Below are 18,160 nucleotides of genomic sequence, written 5' to 3'. Positions count from 1 at the left end.
CCCGCCGGTTTTTCGTTTGCTGAGCGATGATCAGTCTCTATTTTCACATCCCTTTTTGTACGCGAAAATGCCCTTACTGCGACTTCTACTCGTTGCCGGTTGAGGACCAGCTCCTTGGCGAGTACCCCGATCAATTGCGTCGTGAGCTGGAGCTGCGTTCCGGTGAAGCCGGTGGCGAGATAGTTGAATCGGTCTACTTCGGAGGGGGAACGCCGTCGTTGTTGCCACCAGCGGCGGTGGCGATGCTGCTGAACACGGTGTGTAAGGACTATCGTCTTGCCGCTGATGCCGAAATCACGCTTGAGGTCAATCCGGGGACGGTCGATACCGGCACCCTGGAAGGTCTTTACTCCGCCGGAGTCAACCGGCTGTCGATCGGCGCCCAGTCTTTTGATGATCTGCAATTGAGCACCCTTGGCCGCAGCCACGATGTTGCCCGGATCGGCGCAACCATCGCTGCCGCGCGAATGGTCGGCTTTGACGCGCTTTCCCTCGACCTGATTTACGCTCTGCCGGGACAGTCACCGGAGGATCTGCGCCAGGAGCTCGCCGCGCTGCTGGCGTTCAATGTTGACCATCTCTCCTGTTACGCGCTGACGGTCGAGCCGGGGACGCCGTTCGCGGCCCGACAGCAAGCCGGGGAACTGGAGTCAGCGGATGATGAAAACGCCCGTGACGCCTTTGTCACGGTGCATGAGACGCTATGCGCGGCGGGGTACGACCATTACGAAATATCCAATTTCGCCCGACCGGGGCACGCATGTCGTCACAATCAACGTTACTGGCAGCGGACCGAAAGCTACGTCGGTTTCGGGGCCGGGGCACATTCGTTTGACGCTCGCGGTTGGGGGCGACGGCTGGCAAATCCGGACGATCTTGCAGGGTATTTGACGACGATGCGCGGCGGAAGTGATCCGCGCGTGGAAGTGGAAGTGTTTGATCGCGCTGGCGCGCTGGCAGAAAGGCTTTACCTTGGTCTGCGTACCCGATCCGGGGTTACCGATGCGGAACTGTGCGCACGCTTCGGCGTTTCCCTCGCCACCGCCTTCCCGCAGGCACTGACGAAATGTGGTGAACGCCTGCAATCAAACAATGGCGTCTGGTCCTTCGATCTGGACGGCTGGCTGCTTTTCAATCATCTGATCAGTGAATTTTTGTAGACCGATATCCGCGCATTATTCCGCTGTTGTCCCCTCATCGTCAGGCACGAGGGCTTCCTCATCGACTTTCTTTTTTTTGCCGAACAGGCGGGCGACGATAACCCCGACTTCGTAGAGAATCACAAAGGGCAAGGCCAGCGCGGTTTGCGAGAAGATATCGGGGGGGGTCAGTATCGCGCCGATGATGAAAGCTGACAGCAACGCGAATTTGCGATTTTTCGCCAACCAGACGTGATCGACGATCCCCATGCGGGCGAGGAAGAAGATGATGATCGGCAGCTCAAAAACCAGGCCGAAAGCAACCAGCAGTTTACTGGTCAGGGACAGATAAGCCCCCATCGAGAGCATCGCGCTGATTTCGCCAGAGCCAATTCCGTACTCGATCAGAAACTTGTAGATCATCGGGAAGACAAAGAAAAAGCCGAAGTAAGCACCGCAACCGAAGCACAGGCAACTGGCGATGACAAAAGGAACCGCCAACTTCTTTTCGTGCTTGAAGAGGCCGGGGGCGATGAACGCCCAGAGCTGCCAGAGGATCACCGGCAACGCAATCAGCAATCCAGCCAGTGCGCCAACCTTGAGATAGGTGAAGAACGGTTCGGTCGCGGTGATGAAGACCAGCGAATGCCCTTTGGGAAGAACATTGCGTACCGGAGCGGAGATGTAGTTGAAAAGCTCTTCCCCGAAGGAATAACAGAACAGAAACGCTACCAGCCAGGCAGCGGAGCTGATCATCAGCCGCTTGCGCAACTCTTCCAGATGAGACATGAACGGCAGACGGTCGTTATTTTCCGCTTCAGCGCCCATTCAGAGATCCTCTTTTTTATTCACGGAAGTATCGTCCTGTTCAGCAGCGGGCGACGCCGGATCGGCTACGGGGCGGGTAAAGGCCCCTGGTGCGGGGGTATCCCCGGCGGGGGACTGTGCATCGGGATAAGGATCGTCAGCCATCCCCGGCGGATAAATTTTGTCGGTCGGCAACCTGGCGGCACTGGGTGACGACGGTGGCCGGTTCGACTGATTCACCTCGGTGCTGATGATATGTTTCAACTCATCGGTGGCACGACGAAATTCAGAGTAGCCACGACCGAGCGCCCGGGCAATATCAGGCAACCGTTTGGGGCCGATAACGATCAACGCCAGGGCCAGAATCATAAGCATTTCGGGCATGCCGATGCCGAACATAGGGGGTTCCTTCCATGACTGCGGGGATAACTCAAGTCGGCAGAGAATAGCCCTTCCGAGCGACGCTGTCAAGCCTTGCAAAGGACGATAAGGGTTTGACATACAAGGGCTTTTACCCTAGGATAGCGCATTCGCCGAAGGGCTTGAGAGGTGGACTGATGGAACAGACAGAAATCATACAGGAAATCAAGCGGTTATGCGTGGAACACAACGCCCTGTTGCTGGCCCACAATTATCAGCGTGACGAGGTTCAGGAGATTGCCGACATCACCGGCGACTCGCTGGCTTTGTCGATAGAAGCCGCACGTGCCGAAAACGACATAATCGTTTTTTGCGGGGTGCATTTCATGGCAGAGAGCGCCGCGATCCTTGCTCCCGACAAGACGGTCCTGCTGCCGCGCGCCGATGCCGGTTGCCCGATGGCAGACATGGTCACCCCCGCAGGGTTGCACGCCATGAAAGCCGAACATCCAAGCGCCACGGTCGTCACCTACGTCAATTCGAGTGCCGCCGTCAAGGCGGAAAGTGATATCTGCTGCACCAGCTCGAATGCCATCAACGTCGTTAAGTCCCTCGCTGCCGACGAACTGATTCTGGTGCCGGATCGTAATCTCGGCCGTTATATCGCCTCATTCACTGACAAAACCTGTTATTTCTGGGAGGGTTATTGCCCAACGCATGATCGTCTCAAGGTTGCCGATATTGAGCGCACGCGGGCCGATCACCCCGACGCCCTCTTCATGGCGCACCCCGAATGTTCCCCGGACATCCTCGCCCTGGCCGATCACATCTGCTCGACCAGCGGGATGTACGCATACGCCGCCCACAGCACTGCGCACAAGTTTATTGTCGGCACCGAAATGGGCATTCTCTACCGCCTGCGCAAGGATAATCCCGACAAGGAATTCATTCTGCCCTCGACAAGCTTGATCTGTCCGAACATGAAGCTGACCTCGCTCGAAGATATTCTTCAGTGTTTACAGACGATGAGTCCGGTGGTAACCGTTCCGGAAGCGACGCGCGAACGCGCGAAATTGACTCTCGACCGCATGCTCGCCGTGCCGCGCGACTAACAACCGATCCACCCTAAGCGAAAGGGCGTGCCCTGACGCGCCATTTCTGCTGTTGATGGCGGCAAAACTCCCGGTGAATTAAATGGGGGCTTTAGCACTTCGTTTGCACCTCCCACAAAAACACGAAAAGCGTCAAATGCTCAGATTTTCTCCGTGATCTTGTGTGCTTCGTGGTAATAATATTTGGCATACGCAGAGCAACAAACGCAGGCCCAGACATTTCGGAAACACCTTTGATTTATGTCGAGTCATAACGCAGAGCAACTCTCCATTACCCTCTCCGCCGCCGCCACGGCAGCGGCACGGACGCGCGCGCGGCTGGAAGTACATGGTCTGCGCGGGTCGGCCGGTGCCGCCCTGCTGGCCGAAGTATTGCCGATTTGTGCTGAGCCGCTCCTGGTGATTGCCGCGGACCTGAAAAATGCGCGGCAAATGGTCGACGACCTGACTTTTTTTGGCGGGGCAGACAGTGCGGTGTGCCTCTTCCCCCATTGGGAAGTGCGTCCTTACGATCCACTGACACCCCATCCCGAAGTTGAAGCAACCCGCCTGGCGACGCTGACCGCACTCCTCGACGGCCAGGTACGGGTCGTGGTTACAACGATGCGCGCGCTCTTGCAACGGGTGATCCCACGCACGGTGCTCGCCGAACTGCGCGAAAAGCTGATTGTCGAAGAGGAGTACTCGCGTAACGAGCTGTTGCCGCGTTTGCTCGCCCTCGGCTATCAGCCGGTGCCGCTGGTCGAGGATCGCGGCACCTTTGCGGTGCGCGGCGACATTCTTGATATTTTTCCACCAACCGGGGCGCACCCGGTACGGATTGAATTTTTCGGTGATTACATTGAGCGAATGCGTCCCTTTGATGCGCTCACGCAACGTTCTGCGGCACAGGACCTGGCGGTTCTGGAACTTCTTCCCGCGCGTGAGATGATTCTTTCCGGCGAACATCTGGCCACGTTCAGTCGGCGCCTCAAGGAACGTTGCGACACCCTCGGCATCCCCCGCCCGCAACGCGAAGCGGTCCTCGAAGAGGTTCGTGAAGGATTGCTTGCACCGGGGCGCTCCTTCCTTTTGCCCCTCAATTACGCGCAGCTTGACACGCTGCTCGATTATCTGCCGCAGCGGCGTTGGGTCTGGCTTGACCCGACGGACGCGGAACAGGAGGCGGATCGCCTGAGCGACGAAGCGCGCGCCGGCGAAGCACGTCTGCGCGCGGCGGCTGAACCGCATGTTGCAGTCAGCGAGCTTTATCTTGATTACCAGGATCTGGCGGTGTGGCGACGCACCGAGCCGCAGATTGAATTCACCGCATTGCGGGTTTATCAGCTTGGCGAAGAGCAAGATGCCGTCGCGCTGAAGGTCCTCACCAACAGTGAATTGCATGTCGACCTGCGTAATAGCGACGCAGGGTTGCAACCGCTGATCGATTGTCTGCGTCAGTGGCGCACCGCGCACTGGCGGGTGCTGCTGGTCTGCCACCGCCGCGGGCAGGCGGAGCGTCTGCGTGACTTGCTTGCCCCGCATGCGTTCGCACTGCCGACAGCGACCGAAGGCTTTCCTGCAACCCTCCCCCCCGGCGGCATTGCCCTCACCCTCGGCAATCTGGATGCCGGGTTTCAACTTCCCACCGAGCGGCTGGCGGTCCTTACCGAAGAGGAAATATTCGGCCACCGCGCCAAGCGACGCGGGTTAACAGCGGCGCGCACCGACGCGCTGCTGTCCTCCCTCGCAGAGCTCAAAGAGGGTGATTTTGTCGTCCATACCGACCACGGTATCGGCCATTATCGCGGTTTGTTGCACATTGAAACCGGGGTCACGGCAGGGGATTTTCTGCATCTCGAATATGCTGGCGAAGACAAGCTCTACGTCCCGGTCGAGCGCATTGAGAAGGTGCAGAAATACGTCGGCGGCGAAGCGCCGCGGCTTGACAAGCTCGGCGGCAACAGCTGGAAAAAAGCGCAGGTCAAGGCACGGGCGGCGGTCGAAGAGCTGGCGCGCGAACTGTTACAGCTCTATGCGCGACGCAAGCTCTCCCAGGGGTTCGGATTTTCCCCGCCGGATCGTCACTTTCGTGAATTTGAAGCGGCGTTTCCGTACGAAGAAACCCCCGACCAGCAGGTGGCCATCGATGAGACGCTTGCCGACATGGTCGCAGACCGGGCCATGGACCGCCTGATCTGCGGCGACGTCGGTTACGGCAAGACCGAAGTCGCGATGCGCGCTGCCTATAAAGCGGCGCTCGACGGCAAGCAGGTGGCCGTGCTGGTGCCGACCACGATCCTGGCACGCCAACACTGGGCCTCGTTCGGTGAACGCTTTGCCGACACGCCGGTGGTCGTCGATATGGTCTCGCGTTTTCGTACCCCCGCCGAGCAGAAAGCAATCCTCGAACGCACCGCCGCCGGGCAGGTCGATATTCTGATCGGAACGCATCGCCTGTTGCAGCGGGATGTGAAGTTTCGCGATCTCGGCCTGGTGGTTATCGACGAGGAACAGCGCTTCGGGGTCGCCCACAAGGAACGTCTGAAGAAGATGCGTGCCGCCGTCGATTTCCTTACCCTGACGGCGACGCCAATCCCGCGAACACTGAATATGAGCATGATGGGACTGCGGGACATTTCGGTGATCGATACCGCTCCGGTCGATCGGCTGGCGATTCGTACCTACGTCACCCGCTTTGATAACGAACTGGTGCGCGAGGCGATACTGCGCGAATTGCGGCGGGGCGGGCAGGTCTTCTTCGTCCATAACCGGGTGCAGTCGATCAATGCCATGGCTGATTTGCTGCGCCAGCTTATCCCGGAAGCAAAGATCGCCGTCGGCCACGGCCAGCTGGGGGAGAAGGCGCTTGAAACGGTGATGCTCGACTTCATTGAGGGGCGCACCAACGTGCTGGTCAGTACCACAATTATCGAAAACGGACTTGATATTGCGCGCGCCAACACCATTATCGTCAATCGTGCCGATTGTTTCGGTTTGGCCCAGCTCTATCAGCTGCGCGGCCGGGTCGGTCGTTCGCAACAACGCGCCTACGCCTACTTGCTGATTCCCGGCGAGGGCGGATTGACTCGCGATGCCCGCGAGCGGTTGCGGGTGCTGCAAGAGTTGACAGAGCTCGGTGCCGGTTTTCGGATCGCCAATCACGATCTGGAACTGCGCGGTGCCGGCGACCTGCTCGGTGGCAAGCAAGCCGGACAAATTGCCGCTATCGGCTACGAGCTCTATGTCGATTTGCTCGATGAAACCATCCGCGAGCTACAGGGCCAGTCACACGAGGAACGGATCGACCCCGAATTGCGTCTCGGGCTGTCGGCCTACTTCCCGGAAAAATATATGCTCGATCCGAATCAGCGGCTGGTGTTTTACAAAAAACTGGCAGCGGCAAATGATGACGGGGTCATCTATGCTCTTGCCGATGAGTTGCGTGATCGTTATGGCGAGTTGCCCCCGTCGGCAGCATTGCTCCTCGAATCGATGAAACTGCGCGTTATGCTTAAGCGCTGCAAAATTGAAACTGCCGAATATGACGGTCGGCGGCTGGTGTTCGGTTTTCATCCGACCACACCGGTCGGCCCTGAAAAAATTCTCGCCCTGCTCAACGACGCGGAAAAAAAATACGCCTTTTCCCCCGATTACCGCCTGACGATCACGATCGGCAAACTCGCGCCGCAAGAGGTGCTGGAACGGGCGAAAAAAGAATTGCAGACCCTTGGCTGAGTGTGTAGACTTCTGAGCTGTTTCGATGCGTAGTGCGGTCATCGCCCAACGGAAAAAGAACACGTTAAAATGCCTGTGATCCGATCAAAAAATATCCAGTATTGGTGCGCTCGTGCCCTGTTGCTGTCAACGCTAATCATGCTGCTCGCCTGCAACCGACCCGCCGGGGAGGAAGGGACAGCGACCAGCGTGTCCAGAACGGCGACGGCTGAACCGGATGCCTTGATTCTGGTCGTCAACGGGCAGACCCTGCGCAATGACGAATTTGAAGTGGCCTTCGCCAGGACGCTGTCAACGGGTCAGACGGTGACCGCGAAAGAGCGCGCCGAACTCAAACGGGCATTTCTGGTGCAGGTGATCGACCGCAAGTTGACCTTGGCCGAAGCGGAAAGGATTGGCCTTACGGTGACACCGCAAGAGGTCGATCGCGCCCTGGCGGAACATCGTGCGGACTACCCGGAAGACGAATTCAACGCAGCGATAAAGTTGCGCAATCTGACCATGGATCAGTGGCGCGTGGAGTTGCAGGAAAAGTTGTTGATGGAAAAAGTCCTGCGCTACGCGGTCTACGATCAGGTCGCACCCACCGATGCGGAACAACGTGCCTATTACACAGAACACCGCGATGACTTCAATCGTCCGGCGCAAGTTCGGGCGCGCCAGATTGTCGTCGCGGAAGAAGAAGTGGGGCAGCGGATCCTCGGTTTGCTGCGGCAGGGGGAACCGTTTGCCGCTGTAGCGAAAACATATTCCCTCTCACCCGATGCCGAGCAAGGGGGGGATCTCGGTTATTTTGCCGCCGGGGAGATGCCGCCTGAATTCGACCAGGTAGTTTTTAAATTACAGCCGGGACGTTTAAGCGAGCTGATCAAAACCGAATATGGCTACCACGTCTTTCTGGTCGACGACAAGCGCCCCGCGCAGCAGCTGACCTTTGAGGATGTCCGCGACGAGATTTACACCACATTGAAGCTGCAGAAAGAAGAAGCCGCTTATCACCAATGGCTGCAAGGTTTACGTGCTGCAGCGCAGATTGAAGTCAACTGGGATCAACTTTAAAGGTAGCCATAACCATGCTCAGAATTACGCTGATACTGCTGTTTTTCCTGTACCCTTTGAGCCTGGCGGCGACATCGCTCAATCGCACTGTCGCCGTCATCAACGATGAAATTGTCACCTCCTACCAACTGGAACGCGCGCTGGAAGCAAAGACAGCGGCTGGCCGCGAGATTGACGACGCGTTCCGCCGGGAGCTGCTCGATAAAATGATCGAAGAGCTGCTCCTCGGACAACGCATCAGAGAGTTGAAATTGACTGTTGCAGCTGAAGAAATTGATGCGGCGATCGACGATATCCTTAAGCAAAACAAGATTACCCGCGAGCAACTCAAGCAAGCTCTCTCCCAACAAGGGATTGATTTCACAGCCTATCGTGAAACTCTGAGCAAGCAGATTCTGCGCTTCAAGCTGATGGGGCGTGAAGTTCAGGCGAAGGTTGAAGTGACGAATCGTGAGATACGCAATTACTTTGCCGCCCATGCCAGCGATTATCAACGTCCGCCTGAAGTGCGCATTGAGCATTTCACCCTGAAAGACAAAGGGTCCGACGCCCGGCAAACGATTGCTGCCGTACGCACCCGACTTGTTGCCGGGGAACCGTTGCCCCGGCTTCTTGCATCGTTTGCCGGTGATGAGCGGGTGATCGGTGGCGAGATGGGCCGTTTTGCCGAGCGCGAACTGGCTCCGGAGTTTGTCACGGCAATTAAAGATTTACCCGATGGTGCAGTCAGTCCCATCGTTGCTCAAAACGAGATGCTGCATCTGCTTATCGTGGCGGAAAGGATCCCGGGCGGCGTGACTCCGCTTGAGGAAGTGAAAGACTCCATAGAGGCCCGTCTACAGGAAGAAAAATCCCAGGCTCGCTTTAAGGAATGGATTGCCGAACTCAAAAAAAATGCTTATATTGTCATGCAACCGGAGGAGGGCAAGGAGCCAGCTCCGGCACAAACAACGGAGCCCCCCCTCTCTGTTGCACCGGAAAAAACTGCCGAAGAATCCCCTGCGGAGGAATAGCCACTAATTACGCGCCGCTAGCTCAGCTGGATAGAGCACCGGTCTTCGGAACCGGGTGTCGGGGGTTCGAATCCCTCGCGGCGCGCCATTTACAAACTCAGCCTTTGACAAAAGTACTTGCGCGATCCCCGTCAAGAGCGAACCCCAACTCGGACTGAGTGTTCATTCGATCGGACCACGAACCGCCGTCCGCCGGGCAAAACCGGCGCATATCAAAACAGCCCCCCGGCGAACCGGGGGGCTGTTTTTTTCGTGCAGTGGTAGCGGTGGGGCGAATTACATCATGCCGCCCATACCACCCATGCCGCCCATCCCACCTGGCATTGCCGGCATTGCGTCGTCCTTCTGCGGCAGATCGGCGATGCACGCTTCGGTGGTCAACATCAGACCAGCCACCGATGCGGCGTTTTGCAGCGCACTGCGGGTAACCTTGGTCGGGTCGATGATCCCGGCCTTGATCATGTCGCAATACTCGTCAGTGGCCGCGTTGAAGCCGAAAGAACCTTTTTCTTTAGTCACGCGGTCGATGGCGATCGAACCTTCAACTCCGGCGTTGATCGCAATCTGACGCAACGGCTCTTCGAGCGCACGGCGTACGATCTTGACACCGAACTCCTGCTCACCGATCACCTTGACGGAGTCAAGCGCTGCAATGGCACGAATCAGGGCAACTCCGCCGCCAGGGACAATGCCCTCTTCAACCGCCGCGCGGGTGGCGTGCAGCGCATCTTCGACGCGCGCTTTCTTTTCTTTCATTTCGGTCTCGGTCGCAGCGCCAATCTTGATGACAGCAACGCCGCCGACCAGTTTGGCAAGACGCTCCTGAAGCTTCTCACGGTCATAGTCGCTGCTGGTTTCGTCGATCTGGGCGCGAATCTGCTTGACGCGTCCTTCGATCTCAGCTTCGACACCGGCACCGTCAATGATGGTGGTATTGTCTTTGTTGATCACGATCCGCTTGGCGGTGCCGAGCATATCGAGGGTAGCGTTTTCGAGGGTAAAACCAACTTCCTCGGCGATCACCTTGCCACCGGTGAGGACCGCGATATCTTCGAGCATCGCCTTGCGACGGTCGCCAAAACCAGGCGCTTTGACCGCAGCAATATTGAGGGTGCCACGCAATTTGTTGACCACCAGGGTGGCCAGCGCTTCGCCGTCAACATCTTCAGCAACAATCAGCAGTGAACGCCCTTGCTTGGCCACCGGCTCCAGCACGCCGAGCAGATCTTTCATGCTGCTGATCTTCTTGTCGTGGATCAGGATCAGTGCATCCTCCATGACCGTTTCCATGCGCTCCATGTCGGTCGCGAAGTACGGCGACAGATAGCCGCGATCAAACTGCATCCCTTCGACAGTTTCGAGAGAGGTTTCCATCGACTTGGCTTCCTCGACGGTGATAACCCCTTCTTTGCCAACCTTGTCCATCGCCTCGGCAATGATATTGCCGATCGTATCGTCATTGTTGGCCGAGATGGTGCCGACCTGAGCAATTTCCTTGTGATCTTTCACCGGCTTGGAGAGTTTCTCCAAGGAAGCAACGGCGGCGGTTACGGCTTTGTCGATACCGCGCTTGATTTCCATCGGGTTATGACCGGCGGAAACCAGCTTGATCCCTTCACGGAAGATTGCCTGAGCGAGAACGGTCGCGGTGGTGGTTCCGTCACCGGCGATATCAGAAGTCTTCGAAGCGACTTCCTTGACCAGTTGCGCACCCATGTTCTCGAATTTGTTTTCGAGTTCGATTTCCTTGGCAACGGTGACGCCGTCCTTGGTAATCAGTGGTGCACCGTACGATTTTTCAATCACGACGTTACGCCCCTTGGGACCGAGGGTAACTTTAACCGCATCGGCGAGTTTGTTGACCCCGGTCAGGGTCAGGAAACGAGCTTCTTGTCCGAATTTAATTTCTTTGGCAGCCATCTTTTCTATTCTCCTCAATCAAATGTAGTGGTCAAAAATTATTCGACAACACCCAGAATGTCGTCTTCGCGCATGATCAGGTATTCTTTCCCGTCAAGCTTGACTTCAGTGCCGGCGTACTTGCTGAACAGCACTTTGTCGCCGACCTTGACGTCGAGACCGAGAACTTTTCCTGCCTCCGTCACTTTGCCCTTTCCGGCAGCGAGAACTTCGCCCATCTGCGGTTTTTCTTTAGCAGCATCGGGGATGATGATTCCCCCGGCGGTTTTGGTTTCTTCTTCGAGGCGCTTGACAATGATACGGTCCTGCAACGGTCTGATGTTCATGATCCAAATCTCCTTTCGCGGTTCAATATAATGCGGGGGGTGATCCCCCAACTGTTGCTTAAACAAAAGCGGATCGGCCAGAGACTCCAGGAGCCGATCCGCCTGGCACTCACGGTGTCCGAGTGCTAAGGCATGGTAAATATAATCAGACTCGCATGAATGTCAAGGGCTTATCAGGGAATAAAATGAAATAATTCTCTGGGCGGGTTAAATCGCGTTCAACGCGCGCAATATCCCTTCCGCCAACGTTGCGGAGATGTCAGCGGTCAGCTTGCGGCGCTCGTTGCCGATGGTTGAATAATCATGTTCAAAAAAGGTTTCACGGGGGTAGGAGAGTTGCAGCGTCGGTTCGACTTGCCCCGGCTGAAAAAGTTGAACGCGACTTTTCAGGCGCATATTGGTGGAACAACACCCCGATTCCTCGACATAACCGTAAATCTCCCCGGTCAGATAATAATATTCAGCCAATTCAGCGCGATCAATGGTGTCGAGATCTTGTTTGAGGATGACGAATTTGTAACCGGAACCGGAACCTTGAGCGTTAAGCATGTCAACAAACTGGTCAAAAACACTCTCTTCGACATCGAGAGGCACCATGATTGTTGAAAACGGCACTACGTAAAGAATTTTTTCAGCAGGTTCAGAAAATTTGACAGACTTTTTTATCTGCGGACCGGAACCGGCACACCCCGCCAGCAAAGCAACGATCAACCCGGCGATCAACCAGCGCATCAGCATCAATCTTTCTCCATCTCTCCCGTGAGTATGTAAGCTTGACCAGGGCGGTCAGAACACCTTCGGCCAAACGGTGAATTTCATAGCACCTGACATCTTATTGGAGCGGACGAAACTGTCAACCTTTTTTCCCGCCCTTCGTAACAACAAAAGCCCGTCGTTGACGACGGGCTTTTGTTGTTGATCGGTCCAAATGCAGTTTACCAGCCGAGGCTGAGCTTGGCCGTGTAGACAGGAAGTTCTCCGAATTCAGCATCGATGGTCAAACGCACTAACGCCATCGACATCTGGACACCACCGAAATACCGCAGTTCGGTCGTTGAATAATCGCGAAGGTCATCCTTCAGCGACATATCATCGCCGCTATATTCCGCATTGATCCGCACCACACCGGCCCCGGCATAAGGGGTGAGCATGGCAAACCCCTTGCTTACCACCAGATCCGCGGCATAGGTCGACAACTCAATGTCATCAACGCCGCCGAGGCTGCTGTAACTGCCCCGCACCGCGACGGCAGGAGTGGCGGTCGAACCCTCCAGAATCGCCCACTGCAATTCACCACCAACCATGGTGAGGTTACTGCTCGGAACCTTGGCGTAACTGGCACCAATATCAAAATTGTAAGGGAGTCCTTTGCGTACCTGAATTTTGGGGATCGGCAAGTAACCGGGATAGTCGGTCGAGCTCGTACCGACCGCCTGTTCCCAAAGGTCGCTGTCGATTTCGGCAAAATTGACCGCGACACCGATGTCAAAACCGGTAATTCCCTGCGGCTCTGCCGGTGCCACCCCGCGATAGGCGGTCATCATCCCGGCTTCACGGGACACTTTCGCAAAGATATCGTTGGTGGTCCCTGATGCAAAGCCCAGATCATATTTTGCCGCCGGTGCCGAACTGGCACTCAGCAGAACAATCAGTAATGAAAAAACGAAACGCTTCATGTGGAAACCCCCGAGAATTTTGTGGTTAACGTTCAGCACAAGTAATCGTGGATACTATTATACAAAGAGCATGCCACCGGTTTAAGAAAACACTAACTTGATGAAATGACAAGACTTTCCACAGACAGCCTGCACAGCTCCCGACGAGATTGTTGCGCAAATGCCACACCCGGCAGCCTCACATCTGCCTCCTCTGCCCTGTTATGCAGTCAAGCCCCTCGCCCCCGCGGGGCTTTGTTTCTTCCCCTCCCCCTTTTGGAGCATTCAGTGATCTCTGCGCAACATATCTCCCGATCGGGCACCAGGCGGCAGCGTCATCACGATGCGCGCATTCGGCTGCCCGACAGTCAGTACCATCCCCTCTTCACTGTGGAGTGTCGCGACCGTGAAGCGGAACTGGCGCAGCGCCGGGCCGATCAATTCGAGCTGTTCGCCAGGGAAAAAGCGATTCCGGCCGATCACCAGCGCACGACCATCGGCACTGACCGATTCAACCATGCCGATAAAATCAGTGCTGCGTAAATAACCGGAGCGCTGCGGTTCAATCAAAGGGTCATCCTGGCCGAACAAAAATCCGCTGTCATAGGGGCGATGACTGACTTTTTCCAGCTCCTGCCGCCAGAGAGGGTTGCAGCGATAGGCGGCGGGATCAGCCAGCCAGGCATCGAGGGCGGCGCGATACACGCGCGAGACAACCGCCACGTAATAAACACTTTTCATCCGCCCTTCAATCTTCAGGCTGGTCGCACCGGCGTTCAGCACTTCTGGCAGATGGTCGATCAGGCAAAGATCGCGACTGTTCATGATGTAGGTACCGCGCGCATCCTCTTCGATCGGAAAACTTTCAGCGCGGCGCGTTTCCTCGACCAGCGCATATTTCCAGCGACACGGGTGGGCGCACGCTCCGGCATTGGCGCTGCGTCCGGTCATCGCCGCCGAGAGGAGACAGCGCCCCGAATAAGCAACGCACATCGCGCCATGGACAAACACTTCGACCTCAACTCCGGAATCGACGCTGATCGCCCGCAGGTCGTCAAGGGTCGCTTCACGAGCCAGATTGATGCGCGACACCCCTGCCTCCCGCCAGAATTTGGCAGCGGCGGTGTTCCCCGTGTTGGCCTGGGTAGAAAGATGGATCTCCCGCTGCGGATCGCAGCGTCGCACCGTCGCCAGCACCCCCGGATCAGAGACAATATAGGCATCAATCGCCAACGGCTGCAATGCCGTCAGATACGCTTCCAGCGCCGGGAATTCTGAGGGGCGCAAATAGGCATTCAAGGTCAGATACAACCGCTTCCCGGCGTCCCGCGTCAGCGTGCGGGCAAGGCGCAAATCGGCCAGGCTGAAGTTGCCGGCTAACGCCCGCAACCCGAAATGCTCGCCACCGACATAAACAGCATCTGCTCCGTAATTGATTGCTGTACGTAATTTTTCGATATTCCCGGCGGGAACCAACAGCTCCGGTTGTTTCATAATGACCTGCTTTCCTGGGGTTGTGTCCCCGACAATAACATAAAAGAAATCGGTCCGTCTGCCCCGTCATTCATCCCTGCACACCTCCTCCCCCCCACCCGGCCCTTTACCGCTTGACAGTGATCGGAAAAAGCTATAATTTTGCCCAATTATAAACCCCTGGAAAGACTATGCAGAACGATCCATCCTTCGTCAAAAAATGCGTCCTGATCGTCACGGTGCTTTTGCCCTTGTTGCTTACTGCCTGTGCCGCGACGCCTCGGACAACGGCGCTTTCCCCGGCATCTGCGGAGGCGCTGGAACGTTTGGCCGCTGATCAGCAGAAACTTGACCAGCGCCTCGTCCAGCTTCAGGACAACCTGTTGCTCCTCGAAGCACGGGTTATGGATCAGCAGGCGGTGATCGAGCAGTTGCGCGAGGCCGCCCCTTCTGCTCCGGCAGATATTGCAACGGTGCCACAGACAGAAGTCACCCCGGCTGAACTTTATCGCAAGGCTTTTGCCGCGTATGCAGCGGGTGATTATCCCCAGGGAGAAACCGATTTCACCCGCTTCGTCGCCCTGTTTCCGAACAACGAATATGTCACCAATGCAAGATTCTGGCTGGCGGAATGTTATCTGGCGCAAAGTAAACATCCGCGAGCGGCGGCAACCTTCCACAGCATCGCTGAGGATTATCCTCGTTCCGCACTTGCGCCAAAAGCCTTATGGAAAGAGGCCGTAACGTACGAGCGTAGCGGCGCGACACAGAAAGCAGCCGAAGTCCTGACCACGTTGCGCAAACGCTATCCCGGCAGCAGCGAAGCACGCAAGCCGTTAAACTGAGCAACGCACACCGCCCGAAGGGGGAGAGAATGTTGTTACGTGGAATCCTTCTATTGGTTTTGATTTTGGGAACAGCGACGGTAACGTTCGCCGAGACCCCGCGCGTGTATGTCGTCAAGAAAGGCGATACCCTCTGGGGGATTTCCGAGCGCTTCATCAAAGATCCACATTTCTGGCCGAGTCTCTGGTCAAAAAATCCTGAAATCCCCAATCCCCATCTGATTTATCCGGGACAAAAGCTGTTTATCTACAGTGACCGTATCGAGGTTGTGCCGGTTGCCCCTGAACCGCAGCAGGGAGCGGAAGATGTGGCCGTCGCAGAACCGGATAAAGTAGCGGCGGTGGCAACATCAGCACCGAGCAAAATGGTCAAAATCCCTCCGGTTGCCATCAGCTTTATCACCCCCGAGGAACTGAAAGATAGTGGAACGCTGGTCGACACCGTCGATGAACGCGCCCTGATCAGCCGGGAAAATATCGTTTTCGTCAAAATGCGCGATCTTGCTGCGACCATTCCGGGTGACAAGTTCACCCTTTTTAAAGTGGGCGAGCAGGTTCTTCATCCGGTCACACAGCAGCCCGCTGGCTTTAAGGTATTCAATCTCGGTCAACTTGAAGTTCTGTCTATCGGCAAAGATGTCGCCACCGCTAAAATCATTGCCGTCGACCGGGAAATTGAGCGCGGAGCTCGTCTGCGGCCGTACATTGAAACCCCCAGGGAAGTGGCGTTGAGAAAAACGGGGCGGGTGCTCGAAGGCTACCTGCTGACGTCAGCGAATGATCGGGTAACGATCGGCTCCAACGAAATCGTCTACATTGATCTGGGCCAAAAGGACGGACTTGCGCCAGGGAACATGCTGCAAATTTTCCGTCCCGGACAGGCGACCGGACTTGGCTTGCAGCAACCGGAGACGCGGATGCCGGACACTCAACTGGGCAAGGCGGTGGTCATTGAAGTCCGTGCCACAACGGCAACGGCCCTGACCCTGAGTGCCAACAACTACATCGAGAATGGCGACCAGGTCGTCACGATCAGCGAGTAACTGCAACCGTTTTTTACTCTACGTCGGCCAGCGCAAACGCGCTGGCCGTTTTTTCGGGAGGGGTTTATGACCGAAACAGAACAGCACTGGCTGCGTCTCCACCTGACCCCCGGACTCGGTCGTACCGGTCTGCTACGTCTCGTCGGCACTTTCGGCTCTCCAGCTGCTGCGTGTGGCGCTTCCCCTGCGGACTGGATCGCCCGCGCCGGAACCCGCCCCGATGTTGCGCATAATCGTCCATCTGCCGATTTTTGTGCCGCAACGTGCGACCGCCTGAACCAACTCGCGGTGCGCATTATCTCGATCTTTGACCCCGCCTACCCGCAACCGCTCGCGGCAATACACGATCCGCCAACACTCCTCTATGTCCGCGGCCAGTTGCCGGAACAAGACGCCTTTGCCGTTGTTGGCAGTCGCCAGCCCCTGGCCGGGAACCGCCAGTGGGCAACCGCCCTGTGCGCGGAACTGGCGGCTCACGATATCACGATTGTCAGCGGGCTGGCCCGCGGCATCGACAGTGCCGCACACACCGGCGCGCTGGAAGGTAAAGGACAAACCATCGCGGTTCTCGGTTGCGGTATCGATCGCATCTACCCGCGAGAAAACGCCCGGCTGTTTGAGCGAATCCCCGAGCAGGGCGCGATTATTTCAGAATACCCGCCAGACGCACCGCCGGTTGCCGGTCATTTTCCCGGTCGCAACCGGATTATCAGCGGACTGAGCAAAGGCGTCCTGGTCGTCGAGGCCGCAGCGGAAAGCGGGTCACTGATTACCGTCGACTTTGCCCTTGAACAGGGCCGCGAAGTTTTTGCCGCGCCGGGTGCGGTTTATGCCTCCGGCAGTATTGGCGTCAATCGGCTGTTGAAAGAGGGGGCTCAACCGGTGACCGAAGCACGCGATATCCTTGAATATCTCTGGCCAGCAACCCCCCCGCGCGAAACCGTGCAGAAGCACCAGAGCTTTGCCGAAACATTGACCGGCGCAGCACTGCAAACCTATCTTGCCCTCGGTCCGGAACCGTTGCATGGTGACGATCTGGTGCGGAAAACCGGCTTGACACCTATAGAGCTTTCCGCTATTTTACTGCACCTGGAGCTACAGGGAGGCATAACGCAACTCCCCGGTTCGCGCTATATCCGCGCCGATTTTTAGTTCAGCAAAGAGTCTCATGAATTCAAAACCGTTTCGTGAACGGGTTCTGGCCATTGTCAGCCTGATCGCTCAATATGTTCTGGATGACAGCGAAATCCCCGCCAACAGCGACATCGTCGATGAATTACTGTCGGTCGGTTTCAAGGAAGAGGAAATCGATGCGGCTTTTTCGTGGATGGAGAACGTCTCGCTACCGCATCGCGCACCGACCTCGCTGGGGAACATTCATCCCACCAACCGCGTCTTCAGTCAGGCAGAAACACGCGTTCTCTCGGCGGATGCCCGCGGTTTTCTGACCCAACTGCGCAACCTCGGCATTCTTGACGACATTGTTCTTGAAGAGATTATCGACAAAGCGGTTCACGGCTACGATGATGATATTGGTTTAAAGGAGCTCAAAACGCTGACCATTTTGACCCTCTTCGCCCACGCCCATTACGACTGGCTCCGCGAAGTTGACTGCATCCTGGAGGATGACTGGTCACGACTCTATCACTGAAGCAAAGGGCCACGGGACACCCCGCGGCCCTTTGCTTTGA

16 protein-coding genes and 1 tRNA gene are annotated in these 18,160 nt (G+C 56.8%); 10 read left to right on the top strand and 7 right to left on the bottom strand.

The annotated features are described in order from the left end of the window. The first annotated feature begins 26 nt into the window (after window positions 1-26). On the top strand, window positions 27-1,160 hold the full coding sequence (gene hemW / locus K0A93_02075) for a radical SAM family heme chaperone HemW (protein ID MBW6510891.1): 1,134 nt from the start codon (window positions 27-29) through the stop codon (window positions 1,158-1,160). 15 nt (window positions 1,161-1,175) lie between these two features. On the opposite strand, the gene tatC is transcribed toward hemW, so the two are convergent. Both tatC and K0A93_02065 read right to left on the bottom strand, forming a co-directional pair. Further along, on the bottom strand, window positions 1,176-1,928 hold the full coding sequence (gene tatC / locus K0A93_02070; protein MBW6510890.1) for a twin-arginine translocase subunit TatC: 753 nt from the start codon (window positions 1,926-1,928) through the stop codon (window positions 1,176-1,178). Between the two features lie 39 nt (window positions 1,929-1,967). Beyond that, the gene (locus tag K0A93_02065; GenBank protein MBW6510889.1) at window positions 1,968-2,345 is read right to left on the bottom strand and encodes a twin-arginine translocase TatA/TatE family subunit; all 378 of its coding nucleotides are present in this window, start codon (window positions 2,343-2,345) and stop codon (window positions 1,968-1,970) included. Window positions 2,346-2,503: 158 nt separating this feature from the next. Between K0A93_02065 and nadA the strand changes: the two genes are divergently transcribed. The 5 genes from nadA to K0A93_02040 all read left to right on the top strand — a co-directional run bounded on the left by nadA (window position 2,504) and on the right by K0A93_02040 (window position 9,295). Further along, window positions 2,504-3,418 carry a quinolinate synthase NadA gene (gene nadA, locus K0A93_02060; GenBank protein MBW6510888.1) on the top strand — a complete coding sequence of 305 codons (915 nt, stop codon included), beginning with the start codon at window positions 2,504-2,506 and terminating at the stop codon, window positions 3,416-3,418. Between the two features lie 240 nt (window positions 3,419-3,658). Continuing rightward, a complete protein-coding gene (gene mfd, locus K0A93_02055) occupies window positions 3,659-7,135 on the top strand; it encodes a transcription-repair coupling factor (protein MBW6510887.1) in 3,477 nt (1,158 codons plus the stop codon). Window positions 7,136-7,204: 69 nt separating this feature from the next. Continuing rightward, complete coding sequence (locus tag K0A93_02050) at window positions 7,205-8,194, top strand: peptidyl-prolyl cis-trans isomerase (GenBank protein MBW6510886.1); 990 nt, start codon at window positions 7,205-7,207, stop codon at window positions 8,192-8,194. Window positions 8,195-8,208: 14 nt separating this feature from the next. Continuing rightward, the gene (locus K0A93_02045; GenBank protein MBW6510885.1) at window positions 8,209-9,207 is read left to right on the top strand and encodes a peptidyl-prolyl cis-trans isomerase; all 999 of its coding nucleotides are present in this window, start codon (window positions 8,209-8,211) and stop codon (window positions 9,205-9,207) included. An 11-nt stretch (window positions 9,208-9,218) separates the two neighbouring features. Further along, window positions 9,219-9,295 (top strand) — tRNA-Arg (locus K0A93_02040). A gap of 188 nt (window positions 9,296-9,483) precedes the next feature. Here K0A93_02040 and groL read toward each other — a convergent pair. The 5 genes from groL to K0A93_02015 all read right to left on the bottom strand — a co-directional run bounded on the left by groL (window position 9,484) and on the right by K0A93_02015 (window position 14,602). Next, window positions 9,484-11,127: a chaperonin GroEL gene (gene groL / locus K0A93_02035; protein ID MBW6510884.1), complete on the bottom strand. Its 1,644-nt coding sequence runs from the start codon at window positions 11,125-11,127 to the stop codon at window positions 9,484-9,486. Window positions 11,128-11,165: 38 nt separating this feature from the next. Then, entirely contained in the window at window positions 11,166-11,453 is a 288-nt protein-coding gene (groES, locus tag K0A93_02030; GenBank protein ID MBW6510883.1) for a co-chaperone GroES, read from the bottom strand. A gap of 207 nt (window positions 11,454-11,660) precedes the next feature. Next, a complete protein-coding gene (locus K0A93_02025; GenBank protein ID MBW6510882.1) occupies window positions 11,661-12,191 on the bottom strand; it encodes a hypothetical protein in 531 nt (176 codons plus the stop codon). 197 nt (window positions 12,192-12,388) lie between these two features. Then, on the bottom strand, window positions 12,389-13,129 hold the full coding sequence (locus K0A93_02020) for a hypothetical protein (GenBank protein ID MBW6510881.1): 741 nt from the start codon (window positions 13,127-13,129) through the stop codon (window positions 12,389-12,391). A 264-nt stretch (window positions 13,130-13,393) separates the two neighbouring features. Continuing rightward, entirely contained in the window at window positions 13,394-14,602 is a 1,209-nt protein-coding gene (locus tag K0A93_02015) for a U32 family peptidase (GenBank protein ID MBW6510880.1), read from the bottom strand. A gap of 170 nt (window positions 14,603-14,772) precedes the next feature. Between K0A93_02015 and ybgF the strand changes: the two genes are divergently transcribed. The 4 genes from ybgF to K0A93_01995 all read left to right on the top strand — a co-directional run bounded on the left by ybgF (window position 14,773) and on the right by K0A93_01995 (window position 18,120). Continuing rightward, window positions 14,773-15,426 (top strand): tol-pal system protein YbgF, encoded by a 654-nt coding sequence (gene ybgF / locus K0A93_02010; GenBank protein ID MBW6510879.1) that lies wholly within the window; start codon window positions 14,773-14,775, stop codon window positions 15,424-15,426. A gap of 29 nt (window positions 15,427-15,455) precedes the next feature. After that, window positions 15,456-16,469: a LysM peptidoglycan-binding domain-containing protein gene (locus tag K0A93_02005; protein ID MBW6510878.1), complete on the top strand. Its 1,014-nt coding sequence runs from the start codon at window positions 15,456-15,458 to the stop codon at window positions 16,467-16,469. 66 nt (window positions 16,470-16,535) lie between these two features. Beyond that, window positions 16,536-17,621, top strand: a complete 1,086-nt coding sequence (gene dprA, locus K0A93_02000) for a DNA-processing protein DprA (protein ID MBW6510877.1) — start codon at window positions 16,536-16,538, stop codon at window positions 17,619-17,621. Between the two features lie 16 nt (window positions 17,622-17,637). Beyond that, window positions 17,638-18,120 carry a DUF494 domain-containing protein gene (locus tag K0A93_01995; protein MBW6510876.1) on the top strand — a complete coding sequence of 161 codons (483 nt, stop codon included), beginning with the start codon at window positions 17,638-17,640 and terminating at the stop codon, window positions 18,118-18,120. The last annotated feature ends 40 nt before the right edge of the window (window positions 18,121-18,160 follow it).

Source organism: Desulfuromonadaceae bacterium, from assembly GCA_019429445.1.
GTDB lineage: Bacteria > Desulfobacterota > Desulfuromonadia > Desulfuromonadales > JAHYIW01 > JAHYIW01.
The sequence above is the reverse complement of the archived record's forward strand: the minus strand, read 5'-3'. Positions and strand labels throughout refer to the sequence as shown.

What these genes read in the sequence shown, in the direction of transcription:
- groES (MBW6510883.1), bottom strand. Translation starts at nt 11,453, where the DNA reads ATGAACATCAGACCGTTGCAGGACCGTATCATTGTCAAGCGCCTCGAA.
- ybgF (MBW6510879.1), top strand. Translation starts at nt 14,773, where the DNA reads ATGCAGAACGATCCATCCTTCGTCAAAAAATGCGTCCTGATCGTCACG.
- K0A93_02045 (MBW6510885.1), top strand. Translation starts at nt 8,209, where the DNA reads ATGCTCAGAATTACGCTGATACTGCTGTTTTTCCTGTACCCTTTGAGC.
- nadA (MBW6510888.1), top strand. Translation starts at nt 2,504, where the DNA reads ATGGAACAGACAGAAATCATACAGGAAATCAAGCGGTTATGCGTGGAA.
- K0A93_02065 (MBW6510889.1), bottom strand. Translation starts at nt 2,345, where the DNA reads ATGTTCGGCATCGGCATGCCCGAAATGCTTATGATTCTGGCCCTGGCG.
- K0A93_02005 (MBW6510878.1), top strand. Translation starts at nt 15,456, where the DNA reads ATGTTGTTACGTGGAATCCTTCTATTGGTTTTGATTTTGGGAACAGCG.
- groL (MBW6510884.1), bottom strand. Translation starts at nt 11,127, where the DNA reads ATGGCTGCCAAAGAAATTAAATTCGGACAAGAAGCTCGTTTCCTGACC.
- dprA (MBW6510877.1), top strand. Translation starts at nt 16,536, where the DNA reads ATGACCGAAACAGAACAGCACTGGCTGCGTCTCCACCTGACCCCCGGA.
- K0A93_02025 (MBW6510882.1), bottom strand. Translation starts at nt 12,191, where the DNA reads ATGCTGATGCGCTGGTTGATCGCCGGGTTGATCGTTGCTTTGCTGGCG.
- K0A93_01995 (MBW6510876.1), top strand. Translation starts at nt 17,638, where the DNA reads ATGAATTCAAAACCGTTTCGTGAACGGGTTCTGGCCATTGTCAGCCTG.
- K0A93_02015 (MBW6510880.1), bottom strand. Translation starts at nt 14,602, where the DNA reads ATGAAACAACCGGAGCTGTTGGTTCCCGCCGGGAATATCGAAAAATTA.
- mfd (MBW6510887.1), top strand. Translation starts at nt 3,659, where the DNA reads ATGTCGAGTCATAACGCAGAGCAACTCTCCATTACCCTCTCCGCCGCC.
- K0A93_02020 (MBW6510881.1), bottom strand. Translation starts at nt 13,129, where the DNA reads ATGAAGCGTTTCGTTTTTTCATTACTGATTGTTCTGCTGAGTGCCAGT.
- hemW (MBW6510891.1), top strand. Translation starts at nt 27, where the DNA reads ATGATCAGTCTCTATTTTCACATCCCTTTTTGTACGCGAAAATGCCCT.
- tatC (MBW6510890.1), bottom strand. Translation starts at nt 1,928, where the DNA reads ATGTCTCATCTGGAAGAGTTGCGCAAGCGGCTGATGATCAGCTCCGCT.
- K0A93_02050 (MBW6510886.1), top strand. Translation starts at nt 7,205, where the DNA reads ATGCCTGTGATCCGATCAAAAAATATCCAGTATTGGTGCGCTCGTGCC.